An 18,800-nucleotide genomic window follows, 5' to 3' on the forward strand; every position below is an offset into this window, starting at 1 on the left:
ACTGGCGCCAAATCAACAGGGGGAGGCTGGAGATGGGACGGATGATTCGGGTGTCGCTGGCGGCAGCGGCGGCAGTCCTCGTTGGGCCGATGGCCTGGGCGCAGACGCTGGAGGTCGCGACCGACCAGTCGCCGGTCGGGCTGGACCCGCATGTCGCCACCTCCTTCGCCACGGTGCTGGTCAACGGCTCGGTCTATGAAGGCCTGACCTCGGTCGACAAGGACCTGAAGGTGGTGCCGGAGCTGGCCGAATCCTGGACCATCTCGCCCGACGGGCTGACCTATGTCTTCACCCTGCGATCGGGCGCCAAGTTCCATGACGGGTCGCCGGTGACGCCGGCCGACATCGCCGCCAGCTTCGCCCGGGTGCGCGACCCCAAGACCGGCTCGCCCTATGCCAGCCGCATCGACATGGTGAAGGAGGTGACGCCGACCGGCGACCGGCAGGTGACGGTGACGCTGACAACGCCCTCCGCCCCCTTCCTCGCCAACCTGCCGCAGATCTCGATCGTGCCGGCCGCGGCGGCGACCGGCGGCATCGACCTGCAGCGCAAGACCGACGGCACCGGCCCGTTCACGCTGAAGGAATGGGTGCCCGACACCTACCTGCTGCTGGCGAAGACCGACGGCTATTGGCAGCAGGGCCTGCCGAAGCTCGACGCGGTCAAGATCAACATCGTGCCCGAGGCCTCGACCCGGCAGGTCGGCCTGTCCGGCGGCACCTACCAGCTGCTGCCGAATGTCGACCCGGCCACGGCGGCGACGCTGCAGGGCACGCCCGGCGTCACCCTGCTGGAGACGACCGACCTGTCCTACACCCTGGTCGGCATGAACGTCTCCAAGCCGCCCTTCGACAACCCGAAGGTGCGCGAGGCGCTGAACACCGCGATCGACCGGTCGCAGATCGTCGAGGCCGCCTATTTCGGCAAGGGCCAGCCGGGCGGGCCGCTGTCGCCCGGCCTGAAGGACTGGGCGCTGCCGGTCTCGGACTTTCCCTGCTACGCCGCCGATCCGGAGAAGGCGAAGGCGCTGCTGGCCGAGGCCGGCGTGGCCCTGCCGCTGAAGGCGGAGCTGAAGGTGCTGGGCTCGAACCAGCTGGTGGTCGATGTGTCCCAGGTGGTGCAGGCCCAGCTCAACGCCGCCGGCTTCGAGGTGGCGCTGAACGTGCAGGAGCAGGGCACCTTCATCCAGGACTGGCGCAACTCCAACTTCCAGCTCTTCGCCTCGATCAACGGCGGCAATGTCGACCCCGACGGCTACCTGTACCGGACCTTCCGCACCGGCGGGTCGACCAATGTGTTCAAATATTCGGACGCCGAGGTCGACAAGCTGCTGGACGAAGGGCGGGTGACGCTGGACCCGGCCAAGCGCAAGGCGATCTACGCCGACCTGCAGAAGCGCCTGGCCTGCGACGGCCCGATCGCCCATCTCGCCTTCGGCCAGCTGTTCACCGCGGTGCGCGATGGCGTGACCGGCTACGAGATCGTCGGCAACCGCTCCACCCGCTCGCTGCGGCAGACGGCGCTGCAAAAGTGATGGCGCGATGGCCCGTTTCCTGACCGGGCGGTTGCTCGACCTGCTGGTGGTGCTGTTCGGGGTCTCGGTCGTCGCTTTCCTGATGATCCGGCTGATCCCGGGCGACGCGGTGCAGATCATGCTCGGCGCCAACAGCGAGGTGACGCCCGACCGGATCGAGGCGCTGCGCCAGCGCCTCGGCCTCGACCAGCCGCTGGTGACCCAGTACCTGGCCTGGCTCGGCGGCCTGCTGACCGGCGATCTCGGCACCAGCCTGTGGACCGGCCGGCCGGTGCTGGAGGAGATCGCGGCCCGGATCGGCGTCACCATCGAGGTCACGCTGCTGGCGCTGATCGTCTCGGTGGCGCTGGCGGTGCCGGCCGGCTGCCTGATGGCCTATTTCCGCAACTCCGCCCGCGACTATCTGGTGCGGGTGATCACCATCGCCGGCGTCACCGTACCCTCCTTCTGGCTCGGGGCGCTGCTGATCTACCTGTTCCACGGCGTGTTCCCGTCCTTCCCGGCGATCGGCTTCGTGCCGCTGGCCGACGACCCGGTCGGCAACCTGCAGCGCATGCTGCTGCCGACCGTCGCGCTGGCCGTGCCGGTGCTGGCGTCGCTGTCGCGCATCGTCCGCTCGGCCATGCTCGACGCGCTGGGGCAGGACTACATCCGCACCGCCCGGGCCAAGGGCGTCAGCGAGCGGGCGGTGGTGTTCGACCACGCCTTCCGCAACGCCATGATCCCCTTCGTCACCGCGCTCGGCATCTCCGCCGGCTACCTGTTCGGCGGCGCCATCGTGGTCGAGCAGGTCTTCGCCCTGCCGGGCCTGGGCCGGCTGATGCTGGGCGCGATCGCGGAGCGCAACTACCCGCTGATCCAGGCGGCGATCCTGCTGGTCACCGCCGGATTCGTGGTCGTGAACTTCGTCACCGACATGCTCTACGCCGCCCTCGACCCGCGGATCGGCCTGCGATGACGGCGCCCCCGTCCAACATATTGGGGCCCGAGACCCTGGCGCCGCCGTCGCGCCGCCGCATCGCCGCGCCGCGGCACCCGCTGGTCTGGATCGGCGGGGCGCTGGTGCTGCTGCAGGTCGGGGCGGCGCTGCTGGCGCCCTGGATCGCGCCGGACGACCCGCTGGCCCAGCATGTGATCCGGCGCATGAAGGCGCCCGGCGCCGCGGCCTGGCTCGGCACCGACCAGTTCGGCCGGGACGTGCTGTCGCGCATCCTCTACGGCTACCGCGCCTCGCTCGCCGCCTCGGCCAGCGCGGTGCTGCTGGCGCTGCTGGTCGGCGGCACCCTGGGCGTGGCCGCGGCGCTGCGCGGCGGCTGGCTCGACCGCGCCGGCATGCGGCTGATGGACATCCTGTTCGCCTTCCCGATCATCCTGCTGGCGATCGGCATCGTCGCCGTGCTGGGGCCGGGGGCGACCACCACGGCGCTGGCCATCGGCATCGTCTACATCCCGGTCTTCGCCCGGCTGCTGCGCGGCCCGGCCCTGGTGGTGGCCAGCAGCCAGTACGTGCTCGGCGCCCGCGCCATCGGGGCGGGGGAGGGGCGGGTGCTGTGGCGCCATGTGCTGCCCAACCTCGCCAGCGTCATCCTGGTGCAGGCCAGCCTGGCCCTCTCCACCGCGATCCTGGTCGAGGCCTCACTGTCCTTCCTCGGCCTCGGCACCCAGCCGCCGGTGCCCTCGCTCGGCCGCATGCTGGCCGAGGCGCGAAGCTACCTGCTGCTGTCGCCCTGGGATTCGATCTTCTCCGGCCTTGCCATCCTGTTGGCGTCTTTCGGCTTCAACCTGCTCGGCGACGGGTTGCGCGATGCGCTCGATCCCAGGCTGCGGGGCAGTGGATGATGGGTGACATTGGGACGATGGCGGCGGTGACGGTCCGGCCGCCGGCGCCGGCGGATGTATCGGCTGTGGCGGAGGTCGCCTGGCGCAGCACCCGTGCCGCCTTCGAGCACATCCTCCCGGCCGCGATCCTGGACCGCAAACGGCCGGAGGATTTCGCCAACCGCTTCGCCGCCCGGCTGCCCGATTTGCGCATCGTGGTCGACGATCAGGGCACGCCGCTCGGCTTCTCGCTGATGACCGGGTCGCATCTCGACATGCTGTTCGTCGACCCGGCGGCGCAGGGCCGGTCGGCCGGTACCGCGCTCCTGGCCGACGCCGTGGCGCGCGGCTGCCGGACGCTGGAGAGCTTCGCCCACAACCGGCTCGCCCGCCGCTTCTACGAGGCCCGCGGCTTCCGCCTCTGCCGCACCTATCGCCGGCTCTACGAGGGGATCGAGATGCCCTTCGTGCTCTACGCCCTGGCCGAGGATCGCGGCTGACCCGGCGGGTGGCCCGCGGCTGCCTCCAATGCTGATGGAATTTTGATCGCGGGCGCGGGCAGCCTCGTCGCCATGTCCGATCCATCGATAAGTTGCCGAATGAAGCCGGAAGACGAGGGGTATGACGTCCGCAGCGTTGCGGCGGCCGGCCGTGGCGTGTTCGCCACCCGGCGGTTCGTCCGGGACGAGGTGGTCTGCCGCAACCCGGTGCTGCTGCTGGACCAGGAGGACTGGCGGCGCTGCCAGGACACGATCCTCGACGACTACGTCTACCGCTGGCCGGAGGAGGGCCGGCCGCGGGCCGTCAGCCTCGGCGTCGGCAGCCTGTTCAACGCCAGCGACGCGCCGAATGTCGATGTCGAGATCGACGTCGCCGCCAAGATCCTGACCTTCCGGGCGATCCGGCCGATCGAGCCGGGCCAGGAGCTGGTGCTGGACTATGGCTGGGGCGCCGGCGCAGCGGACCGCATCCGGGGCGGCAAGAGCCGGACCCTGCACGCCGTCGGCGGCTGATCGGGGGATCAGGCCGGCGGCCCGAGGCGCCCCCCAGCCCCTGCTGCGGGGCTGGGGCGCCCTTGCCGCAGGCTGCTTGCCCCGAAACGCATTGCCCGATCGCCGTTTTGCCGATAAGTCTTGGGTCCGCTGCTCCCAAAGCGGCCCCGTGGTGATTTGAGCCGACCGGCTTGCGGCCACGTTAAACTCCGCTAAAAGGTCGGTTGCGCGCAGGTCCCGCACGCACCGCCTCCCGGTCGGATCGAGGAGTCGGTGAGATGGATCGTTACGAAGCCCCGAGCGAAGACGAATTCGGCCCCGAGACGGTGCTGATCCGCGGCGGCACGCGACGAACGCCCTATGGCGAGACCTCCGAGGCGATCTTCCTGACCTCGGGCTTCGTCTATGACAGCGCGGCGGCGGCCGAGGCGCGCTTCACCGGCGACCAGCCGGGCTTCGTCTATTCCCGCTACGGCAACCCGACGCTGGAGGTGCTGGAGACGCGCCTGGCCCTGCTGGAAGGGGCGGAGGGCTGTCACGTCACCGCCAGCGGCATGTCGGGGGTGTTCACCGCCCTGTTCTGCCATCTCCGCGGCGGCGACCATGTCGTGGCCAGCCGGGCGCTGTTCGGCTCCTGCTTCTTCATCCTCAACGTCATCCTGCCGCGCTACGGCATCATCACCACCTTCGTCGACGGCGGCGACCTCGCGGCCTGGGAGGCGGCGATGCGCCCGAACACCCGGGCGGTGTTCCTGGAGACGCCGGCCAACCCGACGCTGGACCTGGTCGACGTCGCCGCGGTGGCGAAGATCGCCCATGCCGCCGGCGCCAAGGTGTTCATCGACAATGTCTTCGCCACGCCGCTCGGCCAGAAGCCGCTCGAACTCGGCGCCGATGTGGTGATCTATTCCGCCACCAAGCATATCGACGGCCAGGGCCGGGTGCTGGGCGGTGCCGTGCTGGCGGACCGGAAGTTCCTGAACGACGACTTCCTGCCCTATTACCGGCACACCGGCCCGGCCCTGTCGCCGTTCAACGCCTGGGTGCTGGTGAAGGGGCTGGAGACGCTCGGCCTCAGGGTCGAGCGGCAGGTCGCCAGCGCCCACCGCCTGGCGCAGCTGGTCGAGGCGCATCCGGCCGCCAGCTCGGTGCGCTACCCCTGGCTGGAAAGCCATCCGCACCACGCGCTGGCGAAGCGGCAGATGAAGAATGGCGGCACGCTGGTCGCCTTCGACCTCGGCAGCAAGGCGGCGGCCTTCGCCTTCCTCGACGCGCTGCGGCTGGTCGACATCTCGAACAATCTCGGCGACACCAAGTCGCTCGCCACCCACCCGACCACCACCACCCACCGGGCGATGGAGGCGGCCGACCGCGCCGCCATGGGCATCACCGAGGGGCTGGTGCGGATCTCGATCGGGCTCGAGGGGATCGAGGATCTCGAGCGCGACCTGTCCCGCGCCCTCGACGCGGCGAAGCGCGTCGGCTGATGATACGGCCCCGGGGGGTGAGGCACGGCGCCGCGCCCCCTGATCCGGGCGACCGGATTCCGGCTCTGCCACGTTGGGACGGACGAAGGGGGATCTGATCCCTGGAGTTCGCATGATGAGATGGAAGCTTGCCCTCGCCGCCATGGCCGGGCTGGCGATGACGGCCCTGGCGGCGCCGGCGGCCAACGCCGCGCCGGGCTACACCACCGCCGCGGTCCGGCTGCGCGCCGGCCCGGGCGCCGATTATCCGACGGTGGCGCGGCTGCGGCCGGGCGTGCCGGTGCAGATCTTCGGCTGCCTCGACGGCTGGGCCTGGTGCGACATCGGCGTCGGTCCCGACCGCGGCTGGACCGACGGCCGCTTCTTGGCGGCCGATGTCCAGCATCGCCGCCGGGTCATCGTCGAGGCCGCGCCGGTGATCGGCGTGCCGGTGATCAGATTCGACGCCGGCCCCTACTGGGACAACTACTATCGCGGCCGGCCCTGGTATCACGACCGCGGCCGCTGGGCGCATTAAGCCAGGCCAGATCGGAATCCCGATCGGACGGTGAGTTGTTGCCTCTCCCGCCAGGCGGGAGAGGCAATCGGTGTGATTCAGCCCGAAATGATCATGCTTCAACGCTGAAAGCGAAGGGCGGCTCTTCACGGAGCCGCCCTGTTTCATTCGGCCGGCGTGCCCGGCGCCTCGGCCCGCGGCTTCGGCGCGATCGAGCCGCCCAGCAGCTTCTCATGCACCCATTCGCGGACATGCTGCAGGGTGACGTAGAGCATCGGGATCAGGAAGATGCCGAGCGCCGAGGCGGCGATCATGCCGCCGAACACCGAGGTGCCGACGCCGCGCCGGCTGGCCGCGGCCGCGCCCGCCGCCGTCACCAGCGGCACCAGGCCGAGGATGAAGGCGAAGCTGGTCATCATCACCGGCCGGAAGCGCAGCCGGGCGCCCTCGATCGCGGCCTCGGCGATCGACGACCCCCCCTCGCGCTTGGCCTTGGCGAACTCGACGATCAGGATGCCGTTCTTGCTGGCCAGGGCGATCAGCACGATGATGCCGATCTGGGCGTAGACGTCGTTCGACAGTCCGGCGATCCACAGCGCCGCCAGGCCGCCGACGATGCCGACGATGACCGACAGCAGCACGCCGATCGGGATCGACCAGCTCTCGTACAGCGCCACCAGGAACAGATAGGCGAACAGCACGGCGAGGCCGAGGATGAAGCCGGTCTGGCCGGCCGCCTCCAGCTCCTGCAGCGCGGTGCCGGTCCATTCGAAGCCGTAGCCGGACGGCAGGGTGGCGGCCGAGACCCGGGTCATCGCCGCCAGCGAGTCGCCCGAGCTGAAGCCCGGCGCGGCGCTGCCCAGGATGTTCACCGCCCGGTAGTTGTTGTAGCGGGTGATGAACAGCGGCCCCAGCTGCTGCTCGGCCTCGACCAGCGACCGCATCGGCACCATCTGGCCGGTCGAGGAGCGGACATAGATCCGGTAGATGTCGTCGACGGTGCGGCGGTCGTTGGCCTCGCCCTGGGCGATCACCTGCCAGGTGCGGCCGAACAGGTTGAAGTCGTTGATGTAGTAGCCGCCCAGCGTCGCCTGCAGCGCGTTGAAGATGGCGCTGACGGCGACGCCGAGATTCTGCGCCTTCTCGCGGTCCAGGTTCAGGAAGATCTGCGGCGTGTTGGCGTTGTAGGAGGTGAACACCTGGGTCAGGCCCGGCGTCTGGTTGGCGGCCACCACCAGCCCCTGCGCCACCGCCGCCAGCTCGTTCGGGCTTTTGCCTTCGAGATCCTCGAGCTGGTACTGGAAGCCGCCGGCGGTGCCGAGGCCGATGATCGGCGGCAGGTTCAAGGGGATGATCAGCGCGTCGCGCACGCCTGCGGTGCGGATCGCCACCTGGCGGATCACGTTGAACACCGTGATCCCTTCCTTGACCCGCTCGTCGAACGGCTTCAGCGCCACCACCAGGAAGGCGGCGTTCGGCTCGGCCAGGCCGTCGATGAAGCTGCGGCCGACCACGCCGGTGATGTCGGCGACGCCGGGGATGTCGCGCACCAGCGCCTCGACCTGCTCGGTCACCTGGGTGGTGCGGCTGACGGCGGCGGCAGGCGGCAACTTCATCTCGACGAAGAACAGCCCCTGGTCCTCTTCCGGCAGGAAGCCGGTCGGGGTGGCGGAATTGATCACCCAGGCCAGGCCGCCGAAGGCCGCGACCAGCACGATCGACAGCACCGCCAGCCGCACCAGCCGGGTGACGATCCAGGCATAGCCGTCGCGCACCTTGTCGATGCCGCCGGACACCCGGCCCATGATCCTGCCGTACAGTCCGGGCTGGTGGCCGGGCTGGTGCGGCTTCAGGAACACGCCGCACAGCGCCGGGCTCAGCGTCAGCGCGTTCAGCGCCGAGATCAGCATCGCCACCGACACGGTGACGGCGAATTGCGAGTACAGCTCGCCGGTGATGCCGGGGATGAAGCCGACCGGCACGAACACCGACAGCAGCACCAGGGTGATGGCGATAATCGGCGCGGTGATCTCGCGCATCGCCAGCTTGGTCGCCTCCTTGGCCGGCAGCCCGGTCTCGGCCATCACCCGCTCGACATTCTCGACCACGACGATGGCGTCGTCGACGACGATGCCGATCGCCAGGATCATGGCGAACATCGAGATGGTGTTGGCGGAGAAGCCGAACACCAGCAGCACGGCGAAGGTGCCGACCAGCGACACCGGCACGGCGATGATCGGGATCAGCGTCGCCCGCAGATTGCCGAGGAACACGAACACCACGATCGCGACCAGCACGAAGGCTTCCAGCAGGGTCTTGATCACCTCGCTGATCGTCTCGCTGACGAAGACGGTGGTGTCGTAGGTGATCTTGTAGTCGACGCCGGCGGGGAAGCGCTCCTTCAGCTTCTCCATCTCCACCCGCACGCCTTCGGCGGCGGCCACGGCGTTCGAGCCGGGCGACTGGAAGATGCCGATCACCGCGGCCGGGGTGCCGTTCAGCCGGCCGGTGGTGTCGTAGGACTGGGCGTTCAGCTCCAGCCGGGCCACGTCCTTCAGCCGCACCACCGACCCGTCCGGGTTGGCGCGCAGGATGATGTTCTCGAACTGCTTGACGTCGGTCAGCCGGCCCAGCGTCTGCAGCGTCACCTGGATCTGCTGGTCGTCCGGCATCGGCTGGGCGCCCAGGCGGCCGACCGCGGCCTGGACGTTCTGGCTCTGCACCGCCGTGATGATGTCGTTCGGGGACAGGCCGAAATTGGTCAGCGAGTCGGTGTTGTACCAGATCCGCATCGCATAATTCTGGGTGCCGAACAGCGACGCCTGGCCGACGCCGGTCACGCGGCCCAGCGAGTCGAGCACGTTGATGATCGCGTAGTTGTTCAGGAACAGCCCGTCCTGGCTGTTGTCCGGCGAGTACAGGGTGACCAGCTGCAGGATCGCCGAGGACTGCTTCTTCACCGTCAGGCCCTGGGCCGTCACCTCGCTCGGCAGCTGCGGCTCGGCCAAAGCGACGCGGTTCTGGACGTTGACGGTGTTGATGTCCGGGTCGGTGCCGACCGCGAAGCTGATGTTCAGCGAATAGGAGCCGTCGCTGCCGCTGGTCGACGACATGTACAGCATGTTGTCGACGCCGTTGACCTGGGCCTCGATCGGCTGGGCCACGGTGGACTCGACCACGGCCGCGCTCGCCCCCGGATAGGCGCCGCTGACCGAGACCTGCGGCGGCACGATGTCGGGGAACTGGGCGATCGGGATGCTGCGGATCGCGATCAGCCCGGCCAGGGTGATGACGATGGCGATGACGATCGCGAAGCGCGGGCGATCGACGAAGATCGAGGACAGCATCGGGTCAGTTCCCCGCCGGCTTGGCCGGCGCCGGCGCCGCCTCGGCTGCCGCCGGCGCGGGGTTGACCTCCTGGCCCGGGCGCACCTTCTGCACGCCGTCGACGATGACGACGTCGCCGTCGTTCAGCCCCTGCTGCACCACCACGTCGGCGCCCTGGTTGGCGCCGGTGGTGATGTGCTTGGCCGCCGCCTTGTTGCCTTCGCCGACCACCAGCACGAAGTTGCCGGTCTGGTCGGTCAGGATCGCGCGCTGCGGGATCACCAGCGCCTCGACCGGGTCCTTCCGCTCCGCCGTCACCCGGGCGTATTGCCCGTCGGTCAGGATCCGCTTCGGGTTGGCGAACACCGCCCGCACCATCAGCGTGTCGGTGTTCTGGTCGACCTTGACGTCGGTGAAGTCGATCTTGCCGGTCTCCGGGTAGTCCGACCCGTTGGCCAGCGTCAGCTTCACCACCACGTCCTGCGGCTCGACCCTGCCGGTGCCGGTCTGCTGCTGCACGTCCTGGATGAAGCGGTCGCTGACCGGGAAGATGACGTAGATCGGGTCCTGGCTGACGATGGTGGCCAGCGTGCCGGTGCTCGGCCCCACCAGCGCGCCGACGCTGAAGGTGGAGATGCCGACGCGGCCGTCGAAGGGCGCGGCGATCTGGGTGTAGCCGAGATTGATCTGCGCCTGCTCCAGTGCCGCCTGGTTCTGCTGCACCGCCGCCACCGCCGACTTCTCCGCCGCGATGCGGTCGTCCAGCGTGGACTGCGCGACGTTCTGGTTCTTGATCAGCTCGCGGGCGCGGTCGGTCTGCAGCTTGTCGTTGTCGGCGGTGGCCTGGGCGCTGGCCAGGTTGGCCTGGGCCTGGTCGACCGATGCCTGGTAGGTGTCCTTCTCCAGCACGAACAGCAGCTCGCCGGCCTTCACCTCCTGGCCTTCGGTGTAGTTGCGCTGCTGCAGGAAGCCCTCGACCCGGGCCACCAGGTCGACCTTGTTCACCGCCTGGACCCGGCCGACGAAGGTGACGCCCGCGGCCACCGGCCGCTTGGCGGCGGTGACGACGCCGACGGCCGGCGGCGGCATCTGCGGCGCCTGGCCCTGATTCTCGGAGGATTCGTTGCAGCCGGCGAGGAGAAGAAGGCCCAAGGCGATGGCGGGGGCGCGATGCCGGCGCGCGATCAAGGGTCCCGACATGATTGGCCCGTCTCCTTCGGCTTTGATCAGACTATGTTTATATGCTCTTTCGCGCGACACGCACCGAATCGCGTGAACGGTATCATTGTTTTGTTGTCGGGAAAGCATCTTGCAGATATTCCGCGGGCGGAACAGCGGGGCCAACCGCGGGTTGAACAGGCCATGAGGCAGGGAGGATTTTTGATGAAGTTTCGGCCGACTCTCATCGCGCTTGCCGTGACGGCGATCGCGACGGCGGCTCAGGCCCAGAGTTCGCTGCTGAATGACGACCCGCTGACGTCGATCAACCGGGCGCCGTCGACCCCCACCCCGGCCCAGCCGCTGGTCAAGCCGGGCCTGCCGTCGCGGCCGGAACAGCCGGCGCCGGTTGCGTTCCCGGCGGCCCCCACGGCACCTTCCGGCCAGGATTCGGGACGCACCGTCCGGCTCGAGCAGGAGCAGGCGCATCCGAGCGGCGTGGCGATGATGCTGACCGGCATCACCTATCGGGCCGACAGCGTCATCGTCTCCGCCAGCATCCTCAACCTGACCGACCGGGCCGTCTCGCTCAACCGCGGCGGCAGCCTGGTGCTGGTGGACGACCGGGGCCGCGCCCATCCCTTCGTGCCGCCGGCCGACAATCCGGAGGTGCAGGTCGCGCCGCGCTCGCGGGTGAACGCCAGCTTCGTCTTCGCCGGGCCGCTCAGCGGCGACACCCGGTCGGTGCAGCTCTCGACCAACGGCCCGTCGGGCAGCCGCAGCGACCGGCTGACCTCGGCGCCGGCGTTCCAGTTCCGCGTGCCGGTGTCCTGATCAGATGAACAGCAGCTGGCCGTCGCGCGGCGATTCGGCCAGCAAGGTGACGACGCCGGAGATCTCGGCCGGCACTGCCAGCTCGGCGGCGGCGAGGCCGAGCGCGCGCAGCCCCATCTCGCAGGCGATGACGCGCACGCCCAGGGCCTGGCAGGCCTCCAGCAGCTCGGCGAAGGTCGCCACCCGGCGGGCGGCGAACTCCGCCTCCTGCGCCTCGGCGCCGCCGTCCAGCCGGCGCCAGCCCTCGGGCAGCAGCGCCCGCAGCGCCGGACCGGTGAAGAACAGCGTCGCCCGGCGGTTGGTGGCGGCGGCGGCGCTGGCCAGGACCAGGGCGTAATGTACCCGGTCGAAGCGGCCGTCGAACACCACGATCGACAGCGCGCCGATCCCGGCCGGCCCATCAGCCATGGTGATGCGACAGGTCGGTCATCGAAGGGCTGTCGCCGCACAGCGGGCAGTCCGGGTCGCGCGGCAGGGCGATCTCGCGCAGCCGCGCCTCCAGCGCATCGTACAGCAGCAGCCGCCCGGACAGGCCTTCGCCGATGCCCAGGATCTCCTTGATCGTCTCGATCGCCTGCATCGACCCCAGCACGCCCGGCAGGGCGCCGAACACGCCGGCCTCGGAGCAGCTCGGCACCGTGCCCGGGTCGGGCGGCGCCGGGAACAGGCAGCGATAGCAGGGGTGCGGGTCGCCGAGATGCGCCTTGAAGGTCGACAGCTGCGCCTCGAAGCGCAGCATCGCGGCCGACACCAGCGGCCGCCCGGCCAGATAGCAGGCGTCGTTCAGCAGGTAGCGGGTGGCGAAGTTGTCGCTGCCGTCGACCACGATGTCGAAGGCGGCGACGCGTTCCAGCGCCGAGGCCGCGGTCAGCCGCTCGGCGAAGCGCTCGACCGTGACCTCCGGGTTCAGCGCCTGCAGCCGGGCGATGGCGCTGTCGACCTTGAGCTGGCCCAGCGTGGTGGTGTCGTGCACCACCTGGCGCTGCAGGTTCGACAGCTCGACCAGGTCGTCGTCATACAGGCCGATGATGCCGATGCCGGCGGCGGCGAGATACAGCAGCAGGGGCGAGCCGAGGCCGCCGGCGCCGATCACCAGCACCCGGGCGGCCAGCAGCTTCTGCTGACCCTTGCCGCCGACCTCGGGCAGCAGGATGTGGCGCGCATAGCGCTTGATCTGGGCGTCGGTGAAGCTCATGGCCGGAGCATAGCCCCGCGCCCTCGGCATGAACAGCAGGGGCTAGCATGGCCAGCCGCTTCGCTGCGCTGCGGCGTGTCGCCCGGCTGGGGCCTTATGGCACGTCATCCGGCCGTGAAACCGATCGCTGTTCTGTGGCATATTCTTTCCGAGCCAAGAAATAAGGCAACCGCTGCCAGGCCGGTTGCCGACGGAGAATTGTCATGGATCTCGATCCGGTCCTCCTGTCGCGGTTCCAGTTCGGCTTCGTCATGTCGTTCCACTTCCTGTTCCCGGCCTTCACCATCGGGGTGGCCAGCTGGCTGGCGGTGCTCGAGGCGCTGTGGCTGAAGACCGGGCGGGCCGAATTCCGCACCCTGTACAAGTTCTGGATCAAGATCTTCGCCGTCTCCTTCGGTGTCGGCGTGGTCACCGGCATCGTCATGACCTACCAGTTCGGCACCAACTGGAGCGAGCTGTCGCGGATCGGCGGCAGCATCCTCGGGCCGCTCCTGGGCTACGAGGTGGTGATGGCCTTCTTCCTCGAGGCCGGCTTCCTCGGCATCATGCTGTTCGGCTGGGACAAGGTGCCGCGCGCCGTCCACCTCGCCGCCACCTGCGCCGTCGCGGTCGGCACCGCGATCTCCGCCTTCTGGATCCTGTCGGCCAATTCCTTCCTGCACACCCCGGCCGGCTACGAGGTGGTGAACGGCATTCTGGAGCCGACCGACTGGCTGGCCATCGTGTTCAACCCGTCCTTCCCGATCCGCTTCCTGCACACCGTCACCGCCGCCTACCTGACCACCGCCTTCGTCATCATCGGCGTGTCGGCCTGGTATCTGCTGCGCGGCCGCGTCGTGCTCGAATCGCGCCAGGCCTTCTCGATGGGGCTGTGGCTGATCGCGGTGCTGACGCCGCTGCAGATCGTCCTCGGCGACCAGTCGGGGCTGGAGGTCCGGGCGCACCAGCCGGCCAAGCTGGCGGCGATCGAGGCGCATTGGCAGACCGGCGGCGACGTGCCGCTGATCCTGTTCGCCTGGCCCGACCAGGCCGGCGAGAAGAACGACTTCGTGCTCGAGATCCCGCATATCGGCTCGCTGATCCTGACCCACAGCTGGGGCGGGTCGGTGCAGGGGCTGAAGGATTTCCCGGCCGACCAGCGGCCGCCGGTCGCCATCGTGTTCTGGACCTTCCGGATCATGGTCGGCCTCGGCTTCCTGATGCTCGGCGCCGGGCTGCTGGGCCTGGCGCTGCGCGCCGCCGGCCGGCTGTACGACAGCCGCTGGTTCCAGCGCATCATGGTGGCGATGATCCCGTCCGGCTTCGTCGCCGTGATCGCCGGCTGGTACACCACCGAGATCGGGCGCCAGCCCTGGGTGGTGCAGGGCATCCTGCGCACCGCCGACGCCCATTCGCCGGTCGGCGGCGGCAGCGTGCTGCTGTCGGTCGTCCTGTTCGTGCTGATCTACGCCATGCTGCTCGGCTCCGCCGTCTACTACATCGTCAAGCTGATCCGGATCGGGCCGGAGGCGCCGGAGGCGGACCGCGAGGAGACCCGCAAGACCCCGGCGCGGCCGTTCTCGCTGCCGGACGCATCCTTCGGGTCAGGGGAGTGACGCCGTGACACCGGATGTCTGGACCATCGCCACCGTCCTGCCGCTGATCTGGGCCGCGATCGCCGCCGGCGGCGTGTTCATGTATGTGCTGATGGACGGCTTCGACCTCGGCGTCGGCATCCTCTTCCCCTGGGCGCATGGCGAGGAGGACCGCGACCTGATGATGAATTCGGTCGCGCCGATCTGGGACGGCAACGAGACCTGGCTGGTGCTCGGCGGCGTCATCCTGATGGCGGCCTTCCCGCTCGCCTTCTCGATCATCCTGCCGGCGCTGTACCTGCCGATCACCTTCATGGTGATGGGGCTGATCTTCCGCGGCGTCGCCTTCGAGTTCCGGTTCAAGGCCCACCGCAGCAAATGGCTGTGGACCGTGGCTTTCGCCGGCGGCAGCCTGTTCGCCACCTTCTTCCAGGGCGTGGTGCTGGGCACCTTCGTCCAGGGCTTCCCCCTGACCGGCGGGCATTACGCCGGCGGCGCCTTCCACTGGCTCTCGCCGTTCAGCCTGATGACCGGCGTCGCCCTGGTGTTCGGCTACGGCCTGATCGGCGCCGGCTGGCTGGTGATGAAGACCGAAGGCCCGCTGCAGGCCTGGGCCCGCCGCACCATGGGCCGGCTGCTGCTCGCGGTGCTGGTCTTCATGGCCGTGGTCAGCCTGTGGGTGCCGCTGCTCGACCAGGCCATCAGCCAGCGCTGGTTCACCTGGCCGAACACCGCGTATTTCGCGCCGGTGCCGATCCTGGTGGTGCTGTTCGCCTGGCGGCTGTGGCTGTCGCTGCAGCGCGGCTCCGACTACGGGCCGTTCCTGTACACGATGGCGCTGTTCGTGCTCGGCTACACCGGCCTGGCGATCAGCCTGTTCCCCCGGCTGGTGCCGCCGGACCTGACCATCTGGGACGTCGCCGCGCCGGCCTCGTCGCAGCTGTTCCTGCTGGTCGGCGTCCTGTTCCTGATCCCGGTGATCCTGGTCTACACCACCTATTCCTACTGGGTGTTTCGCGGCAAGGTCCGGCCCGGCGAGGGCTACGATCACTGAGCCATGGGCGCGGCCCGGCGATCCGGGGTAGTCTCCGCGCCAACACGCCTTTCAGGAGAATCGCCATGGCCGGATCGGGCTACCGCAAGGACCGCATCGGCAATCACAAGTTGCATCCCGAGACGCTGATGCTCGGCTATGGCTATGACCCGACCCTGTCCGAGGGCGCGGTCAAGCAGCCGGTGTTCCTGACGTCGACCTTCGTCTTCAAATCGGCCGAGGACGGGCGCGACTTCTTCGACTACACCGCCGGCCGGCGCGAGCCGAAGCCGGGTGCCGATGCCGGGCTGGTCTACACCCGCTTCAACCACCCCAACAGCGAGATCGTCGAGGACCGGCTGGCGATCTATGAGGGGGCCGAGGCGGCGGGCATCTTCTCCAGCGGCATGTCGGCGATCGCGACCACGCTGCTGGCCTTCGCCCGGCCGGGCGACGTCATCCTGCCCAGCCAGCCGCTCTACGGCGGCACCGAGACGCTGATCGCGCGCACCCTGTCGCCGTTCCAGATCGGCGCGGTCGGGTTCCCGGACGGGGTCGACGGCGGCGTGATCCGCAAGGCGGCGGACGAGGCGATGGCCAAGGGCCGGGTCTCGGTGATCCTGGTCGAATCGCCGTCGAACCCGCTCAACACCCTGGTCGATCTCGAGCTGGTGCGCGTCGTGGCCGACGAGATCGGGGCGAAGCAGGGCCACACCCCGGTGATCGTCTGCGACAACACCCTGCTGGGCCCGATCTTCCAGAAGCCGATCCTGCACGGCACCGACATCGTGGTCTATTCCCTGACCAAATATGTCGGCGGCCACAGCGACCTCGTCGCCGGCGCGGTGCTCGGCCGCCGCGACCAGGTCCGGCAGGTCAAGCTGCTGCGCGGCGCCATCGGCACCCAGCTCGACCCGCATTCGGCCTGGATGATCGCGCGGTCGCTGGAGACGCTGTCGCTGCGCATGACCGCGGCCTGCCGCAACGCCGAGACCGTGACCCGGTTCCTGGCCGAACATCCGCAGGTCGCCGCGGTGTACTACCCGGCGCTGCTGCCGGAGGGCAGCCCGGAGCGGGCGGTGTTCGACCGGCAATGCACCGGCGCCGGCACCACCTTCTCCTTCGACATCAAGGGCGGCGAGGCCGAGGCCTTCCGCTTCCTCAACGCGCTCAGGATCTTCAAGCTCGCGGTCAGCCTCGGCGGCACCGAATCCCTGGTCTGCCACCCGGCGACCACGGTGCACTCCGGCGTGCCGAAGGAGACGCGCGAGCGGATCGGCATCTCCGACGCCACCATCCGCGTCTCGATCGGCATCGAGCATGTCGAGGATTTGGTCGCCGACCTGACCCAGGCTTTGGCCGCCGCCGGCGCGGAGTAGACCCTACACCTTCGGCGATGAGAGACGCGCTGCCTCCTCCGCTTGCGGGAGAGGCAACGCGTTGTTTTGCCTTCGAAAACGCGATCGCAAGAGTATTAATGCGACCGCTGTCCTTCAGTGGGCATGCGCATTGTGGCGCGATGCCTTTTCGCGGTTCCCGCATGTTCGCATGCTGCACCAGCGGCGTTTTCCGCCGCGAGACGTATCCACGAACAGCCAGCCGCAGCGAGGGCAGGAGCGGAGCCTTTCGTCAGGCAGGGTGAAGAAGGCCTCGACCGACAGCATCGCCAGGAAGGCGGTGATGGCCTCGGGGTCCTGCCACTGGACGAAATTGAGGTCCAGCCTTGTGCTGCACGGTTCGAGCCGTCCGGCCGAGAGCCCGTTCGCGGCGCGCCGGAACAGCAGGCCAAGCGCCTCCGCCGGCGGCGACCTGGCGGCGGCGCGCGCCGCGAAAATCGAGTGCGATGCCTCCCTGATCTCCCGGACCCGCTCCACCAGCCCGGCGTCGGCGACACCGGCAACCGCCTGCGCCTGGCTGTCGTCGGCAAGGCCCGATGCGCGGAGCCAGCCTGCGACGTCCCTGGCCGATTTCAGAAGCTCGTTGTCCGGCGCCGGAATTCGCCTGTCGAACACGGCATTTGCCAGGTCGAGCGCGGCATGCCCGCCGATGAAATGCTCGGGCAGCCACACTGTATCCGCATCGTCCGGCATGGAACTTGACCGCTGAAGTGACGTTATACGGTTAAATGTCGCTAACCACTATCGCATGGATATCCGGTTTTGACGCATCGGGACAGCGCGAACAGCGGCGGTTGCAAACCAGGCGCGCCATTCGCGGGTCGGGCCGGCAGATCACAGGAGGCATCTATGCTGAACGTTCACAAGACCAGGCATCGCATGATCGAGGTCGATGGGGTGAACCTGTTCTATCGCGAGGCGGGGCGGCATGAGGCGTGCGGCGTGCTGCTTCTGCACGGTCAACCCAGTTCATCGTACAGCTTCCGCGACGTCATGGGCCCGTTGGCCGAGGTGACACGCGTCGTCGCGCCCGATCTGCCGGGCTTCGGCTTCACCGAGGCGCCGGACGACTACCCGTATACGTTCGAGGCCATGGCCCGGACGATCGACGCGTTGACGCACGAGATCGGGTTGGAGCGGTTCTTCCTGTACGTCCACGATTTCGGAGCGCCTGTCGCCTACGCCCTGGCGCTGGCACGTCCCGACCGTGTGATGGGGCTCATCATCCAGAACGGCAATGCCCATGAGGAGGGCTTGGGCCCGGATTGGGACGGGAACAAGGCTTATTGGGCCGATCCCACTCCCGAAAACCGCGCAAGACTTCCCGAATGGCTGAACTTCAAGGGAGTGCGGCATACCTATGTCGGCGACATCCCCGATCGGCTCAAGCCGCTTTTCGCAGCCGATGGCTGGCACCTCGACTGGGAGCGGATGAGCCGGCCGGGACTTGTCGAGATACAGTTCCGCATCTTCGCCGACTACGGGTCCTACGTCGCCCGGTTCCCCGAAATCGCGGCCTATCACCGCGATCATCAACCGCCTGCGCTCCTGCTCTGGGGTCGGCACGACCCCTATTTCGAGATCGATGAGGTGCTCGCCTACGCGCGCGAACTCGATCGGCTGGACATGCATGTCTACGACGCGGCGCATCTCCTGCTCGAGACGCACCATCAGGAGTGCGCGGCACTGATGCGCGACTTCATCCTGAACGTGCAATCAGGCGCTGCGGACGGCACCTGAGGCCAAGGGGACGCGGATCGGGCGCCACCGGCATCGGGACGCTCGACAATCGATGATGCTGAATGCTTATTGCGGCGTCCGCTTTTGGGCACCGTCCAGCGGGCCAGGCCGACCGGAACGGGCGGTTAGCGGACCTTCGACAGGTGACAGACTGCCTGATCGTGCCCTAGAGATGCTGACATGAGTTCTATCCAACCCCTGCCATGGACGAGCA

The 18,800-nt window shown here is 68.9% G+C and carries 17 protein-coding genes and 1 riboswitch; of the genes, 12 read left to right on the top strand and 5 right to left on the bottom strand.

The window, feature by feature from the left end:
- Positions 1 to 32 precede the first annotated feature (32 nt).
- The 7 genes from ACTOWL_RS11905 to ACTOWL_RS11935 all read left to right on the top strand — a co-directional run bounded on the left by ACTOWL_RS11905 (position 33) and on the right by ACTOWL_RS11935 (position 6,349).
- Positions 33 to 1,535 carry an ABC transporter substrate-binding protein gene (locus tag ACTOWL_RS11905; protein ID WP_441321439.1) on the top strand — a complete coding sequence of 501 codons (1,503 nt, stop codon included), beginning with the start codon at positions 33 to 35 and terminating at the stop codon, positions 1,533 to 1,535.
- 7 nt (positions 1,536 to 1,542) lie between these two features.
- Positions 1,543 to 2,493 (top strand): ABC transporter permease, encoded by a 951-nt coding sequence (locus tag ACTOWL_RS11910; RefSeq protein ID WP_441321440.1) that lies wholly within the window; start codon positions 1,543 to 1,545, stop codon positions 2,491 to 2,493.
- Positions 2,490 to 3,374, top strand: coding sequence for an ABC transporter permease (locus ACTOWL_RS11915; RefSeq protein WP_441321441.1), 885 nt, complete (start codon positions 2,490 to 2,492; stop codon positions 3,372 to 3,374). The genes ACTOWL_RS11910 and ACTOWL_RS11915 overlap by 4 nt, the downstream gene beginning before the upstream one ends.
- The gene (locus tag ACTOWL_RS11920; protein ID WP_441321442.1) at positions 3,371 to 3,853 is read left to right on the top strand and encodes a GNAT family N-acetyltransferase; all 483 of its coding nucleotides are present in this window, start codon (positions 3,371 to 3,373) and stop codon (positions 3,851 to 3,853) included. The genes ACTOWL_RS11915 and ACTOWL_RS11920 overlap by 4 nt, the downstream gene beginning before the upstream one ends.
- Positions 3,854 to 3,952: 99 nt before the next feature.
- The gene (locus ACTOWL_RS11925) at positions 3,953 to 4,366 is read left to right on the top strand and encodes an SET domain-containing protein-lysine N-methyltransferase (protein ID WP_441321443.1); all 414 of its coding nucleotides are present in this window, start codon (positions 3,953 to 3,955) and stop codon (positions 4,364 to 4,366) included.
- A gap of 138 nt (positions 4,367 to 4,504) precedes the next feature.
- A riboswitch (SAM riboswitch) is annotated at positions 4,505 to 4,581 on the top strand.
- Positions 4,582 to 4,623: 42 nt separating this feature from the next.
- Positions 4,624 to 5,832 carry an O-succinylhomoserine sulfhydrylase gene (gene metZ / locus ACTOWL_RS11930; RefSeq protein WP_441321444.1) on the top strand — a complete coding sequence of 403 codons (1,209 nt, stop codon included), beginning with the start codon at positions 4,624 to 4,626 and terminating at the stop codon, positions 5,830 to 5,832.
- Between the two features lie 115 nt (positions 5,833 to 5,947).
- Entirely contained in the window at positions 5,948 to 6,349 is a 402-nt protein-coding gene (locus tag ACTOWL_RS11935) for an SH3 domain-containing protein (protein ID WP_441321445.1), read from the top strand.
- A gap of 143 nt (positions 6,350 to 6,492) precedes the next feature.
- Here the strand turns inward: ACTOWL_RS11935 and ACTOWL_RS11940 are convergent, their stop codons facing one another.
- Together ACTOWL_RS11940 and ACTOWL_RS11945 are read right to left on the bottom strand one after the other, a co-directional pair.
- On the bottom strand, positions 6,493 to 9,675 hold the full coding sequence (locus ACTOWL_RS11940) for an efflux RND transporter permease subunit (RefSeq protein ID WP_441321446.1): 3,183 nt from the start codon (positions 9,673 to 9,675) through the stop codon (positions 6,493 to 6,495).
- A 4-nt stretch (positions 9,676 to 9,679) separates the two neighbouring features.
- Positions 9,680 to 10,855, bottom strand: coding sequence for an efflux RND transporter periplasmic adaptor subunit (locus tag ACTOWL_RS11945; protein WP_441321447.1), 1,176 nt, complete (start codon positions 10,853 to 10,855; stop codon positions 9,680 to 9,682).
- A gap of 183 nt (positions 10,856 to 11,038) precedes the next feature.
- Between ACTOWL_RS11945 and ACTOWL_RS11950 the strand changes: the two genes are divergently transcribed.
- A complete protein-coding gene (locus ACTOWL_RS11950) occupies positions 11,039 to 11,647 on the top strand; it encodes a hypothetical protein (RefSeq protein WP_441321448.1) in 609 nt (202 codons plus the stop codon).
- On the opposite strand, the gene ACTOWL_RS11955 is transcribed toward ACTOWL_RS11950, so the two are convergent.
- Both ACTOWL_RS11955 and ACTOWL_RS11960 read right to left on the bottom strand, forming a co-directional pair.
- Positions 11,648 to 12,055, bottom strand: coding sequence for a DsrE/DsrF/DrsH-like family protein (locus tag ACTOWL_RS11955; protein ID WP_441321449.1), 408 nt, complete (start codon positions 12,053 to 12,055; stop codon positions 11,648 to 11,650).
- Positions 12,048 to 12,842, bottom strand: a complete 795-nt coding sequence (locus ACTOWL_RS11960; protein WP_441321450.1) for a HesA/MoeB/ThiF family protein — start codon at positions 12,840 to 12,842, stop codon at positions 12,048 to 12,050. Before ACTOWL_RS11960 ends, ACTOWL_RS11955 begins: the two co-directional genes overlap by 8 nt.
- 203 nt (positions 12,843 to 13,045) lie before the next feature.
- Here ACTOWL_RS11960 and ACTOWL_RS11965 point away from each other — a divergent pair, with 203 nt between their 5' ends.
- The 3 genes from ACTOWL_RS11965 to ACTOWL_RS11975 all read left to right on the top strand — a co-directional run bounded on the left by ACTOWL_RS11965 (position 13,046) and on the right by ACTOWL_RS11975 (position 16,828).
- Entirely contained in the window at positions 13,046 to 14,437 is a 1,392-nt protein-coding gene (locus ACTOWL_RS11965) for a cytochrome ubiquinol oxidase subunit I (RefSeq protein ID WP_441321451.1), read from the top strand.
- Positions 14,438 to 14,441: 4 nt separating this feature from the next.
- Entirely contained in the window at positions 14,442 to 15,470 is a 1,029-nt protein-coding gene (cydB, locus tag ACTOWL_RS11970) for a cytochrome d ubiquinol oxidase subunit II (RefSeq protein WP_441321452.1), read from the top strand.
- 65 nt (positions 15,471 to 15,535) lie between these two features.
- Positions 15,536 to 16,828, top strand: coding sequence for a cystathionine gamma-synthase family protein (locus ACTOWL_RS11975; RefSeq protein ID WP_441321453.1), 1,293 nt, complete (start codon positions 15,536 to 15,538; stop codon positions 16,826 to 16,828).
- 114 nt (positions 16,829 to 16,942) lie between these two features.
- Here the strand turns inward: ACTOWL_RS11975 and ACTOWL_RS11980 are convergent, their stop codons facing one another.
- A complete protein-coding gene (locus tag ACTOWL_RS11980) occupies positions 16,943 to 17,539 on the bottom strand; it encodes a CGNR zinc finger domain-containing protein (protein ID WP_441321454.1) in 597 nt (198 codons plus the stop codon).
- Positions 17,540 to 17,695: 156 nt separating this feature from the next.
- On the opposite strand from ACTOWL_RS11980, the gene ACTOWL_RS11985 reads away from it, so the two are divergent.
- Positions 17,696 to 18,586 (top strand): alpha/beta fold hydrolase, encoded by an 891-nt coding sequence (locus ACTOWL_RS11985; RefSeq protein WP_441321455.1) that lies wholly within the window; start codon positions 17,696 to 17,698, stop codon positions 18,584 to 18,586.
- Positions 18,587 to 18,800: the final 214 nt, after the last annotated feature.

Source organism: Inquilinus sp. CA228, from assembly GCF_052078665.1.
Taxonomy (GTDB): domain Bacteria; phylum Pseudomonadota; class Alphaproteobacteria; order DSM-16000; family Inquilinaceae; genus Inquilinus.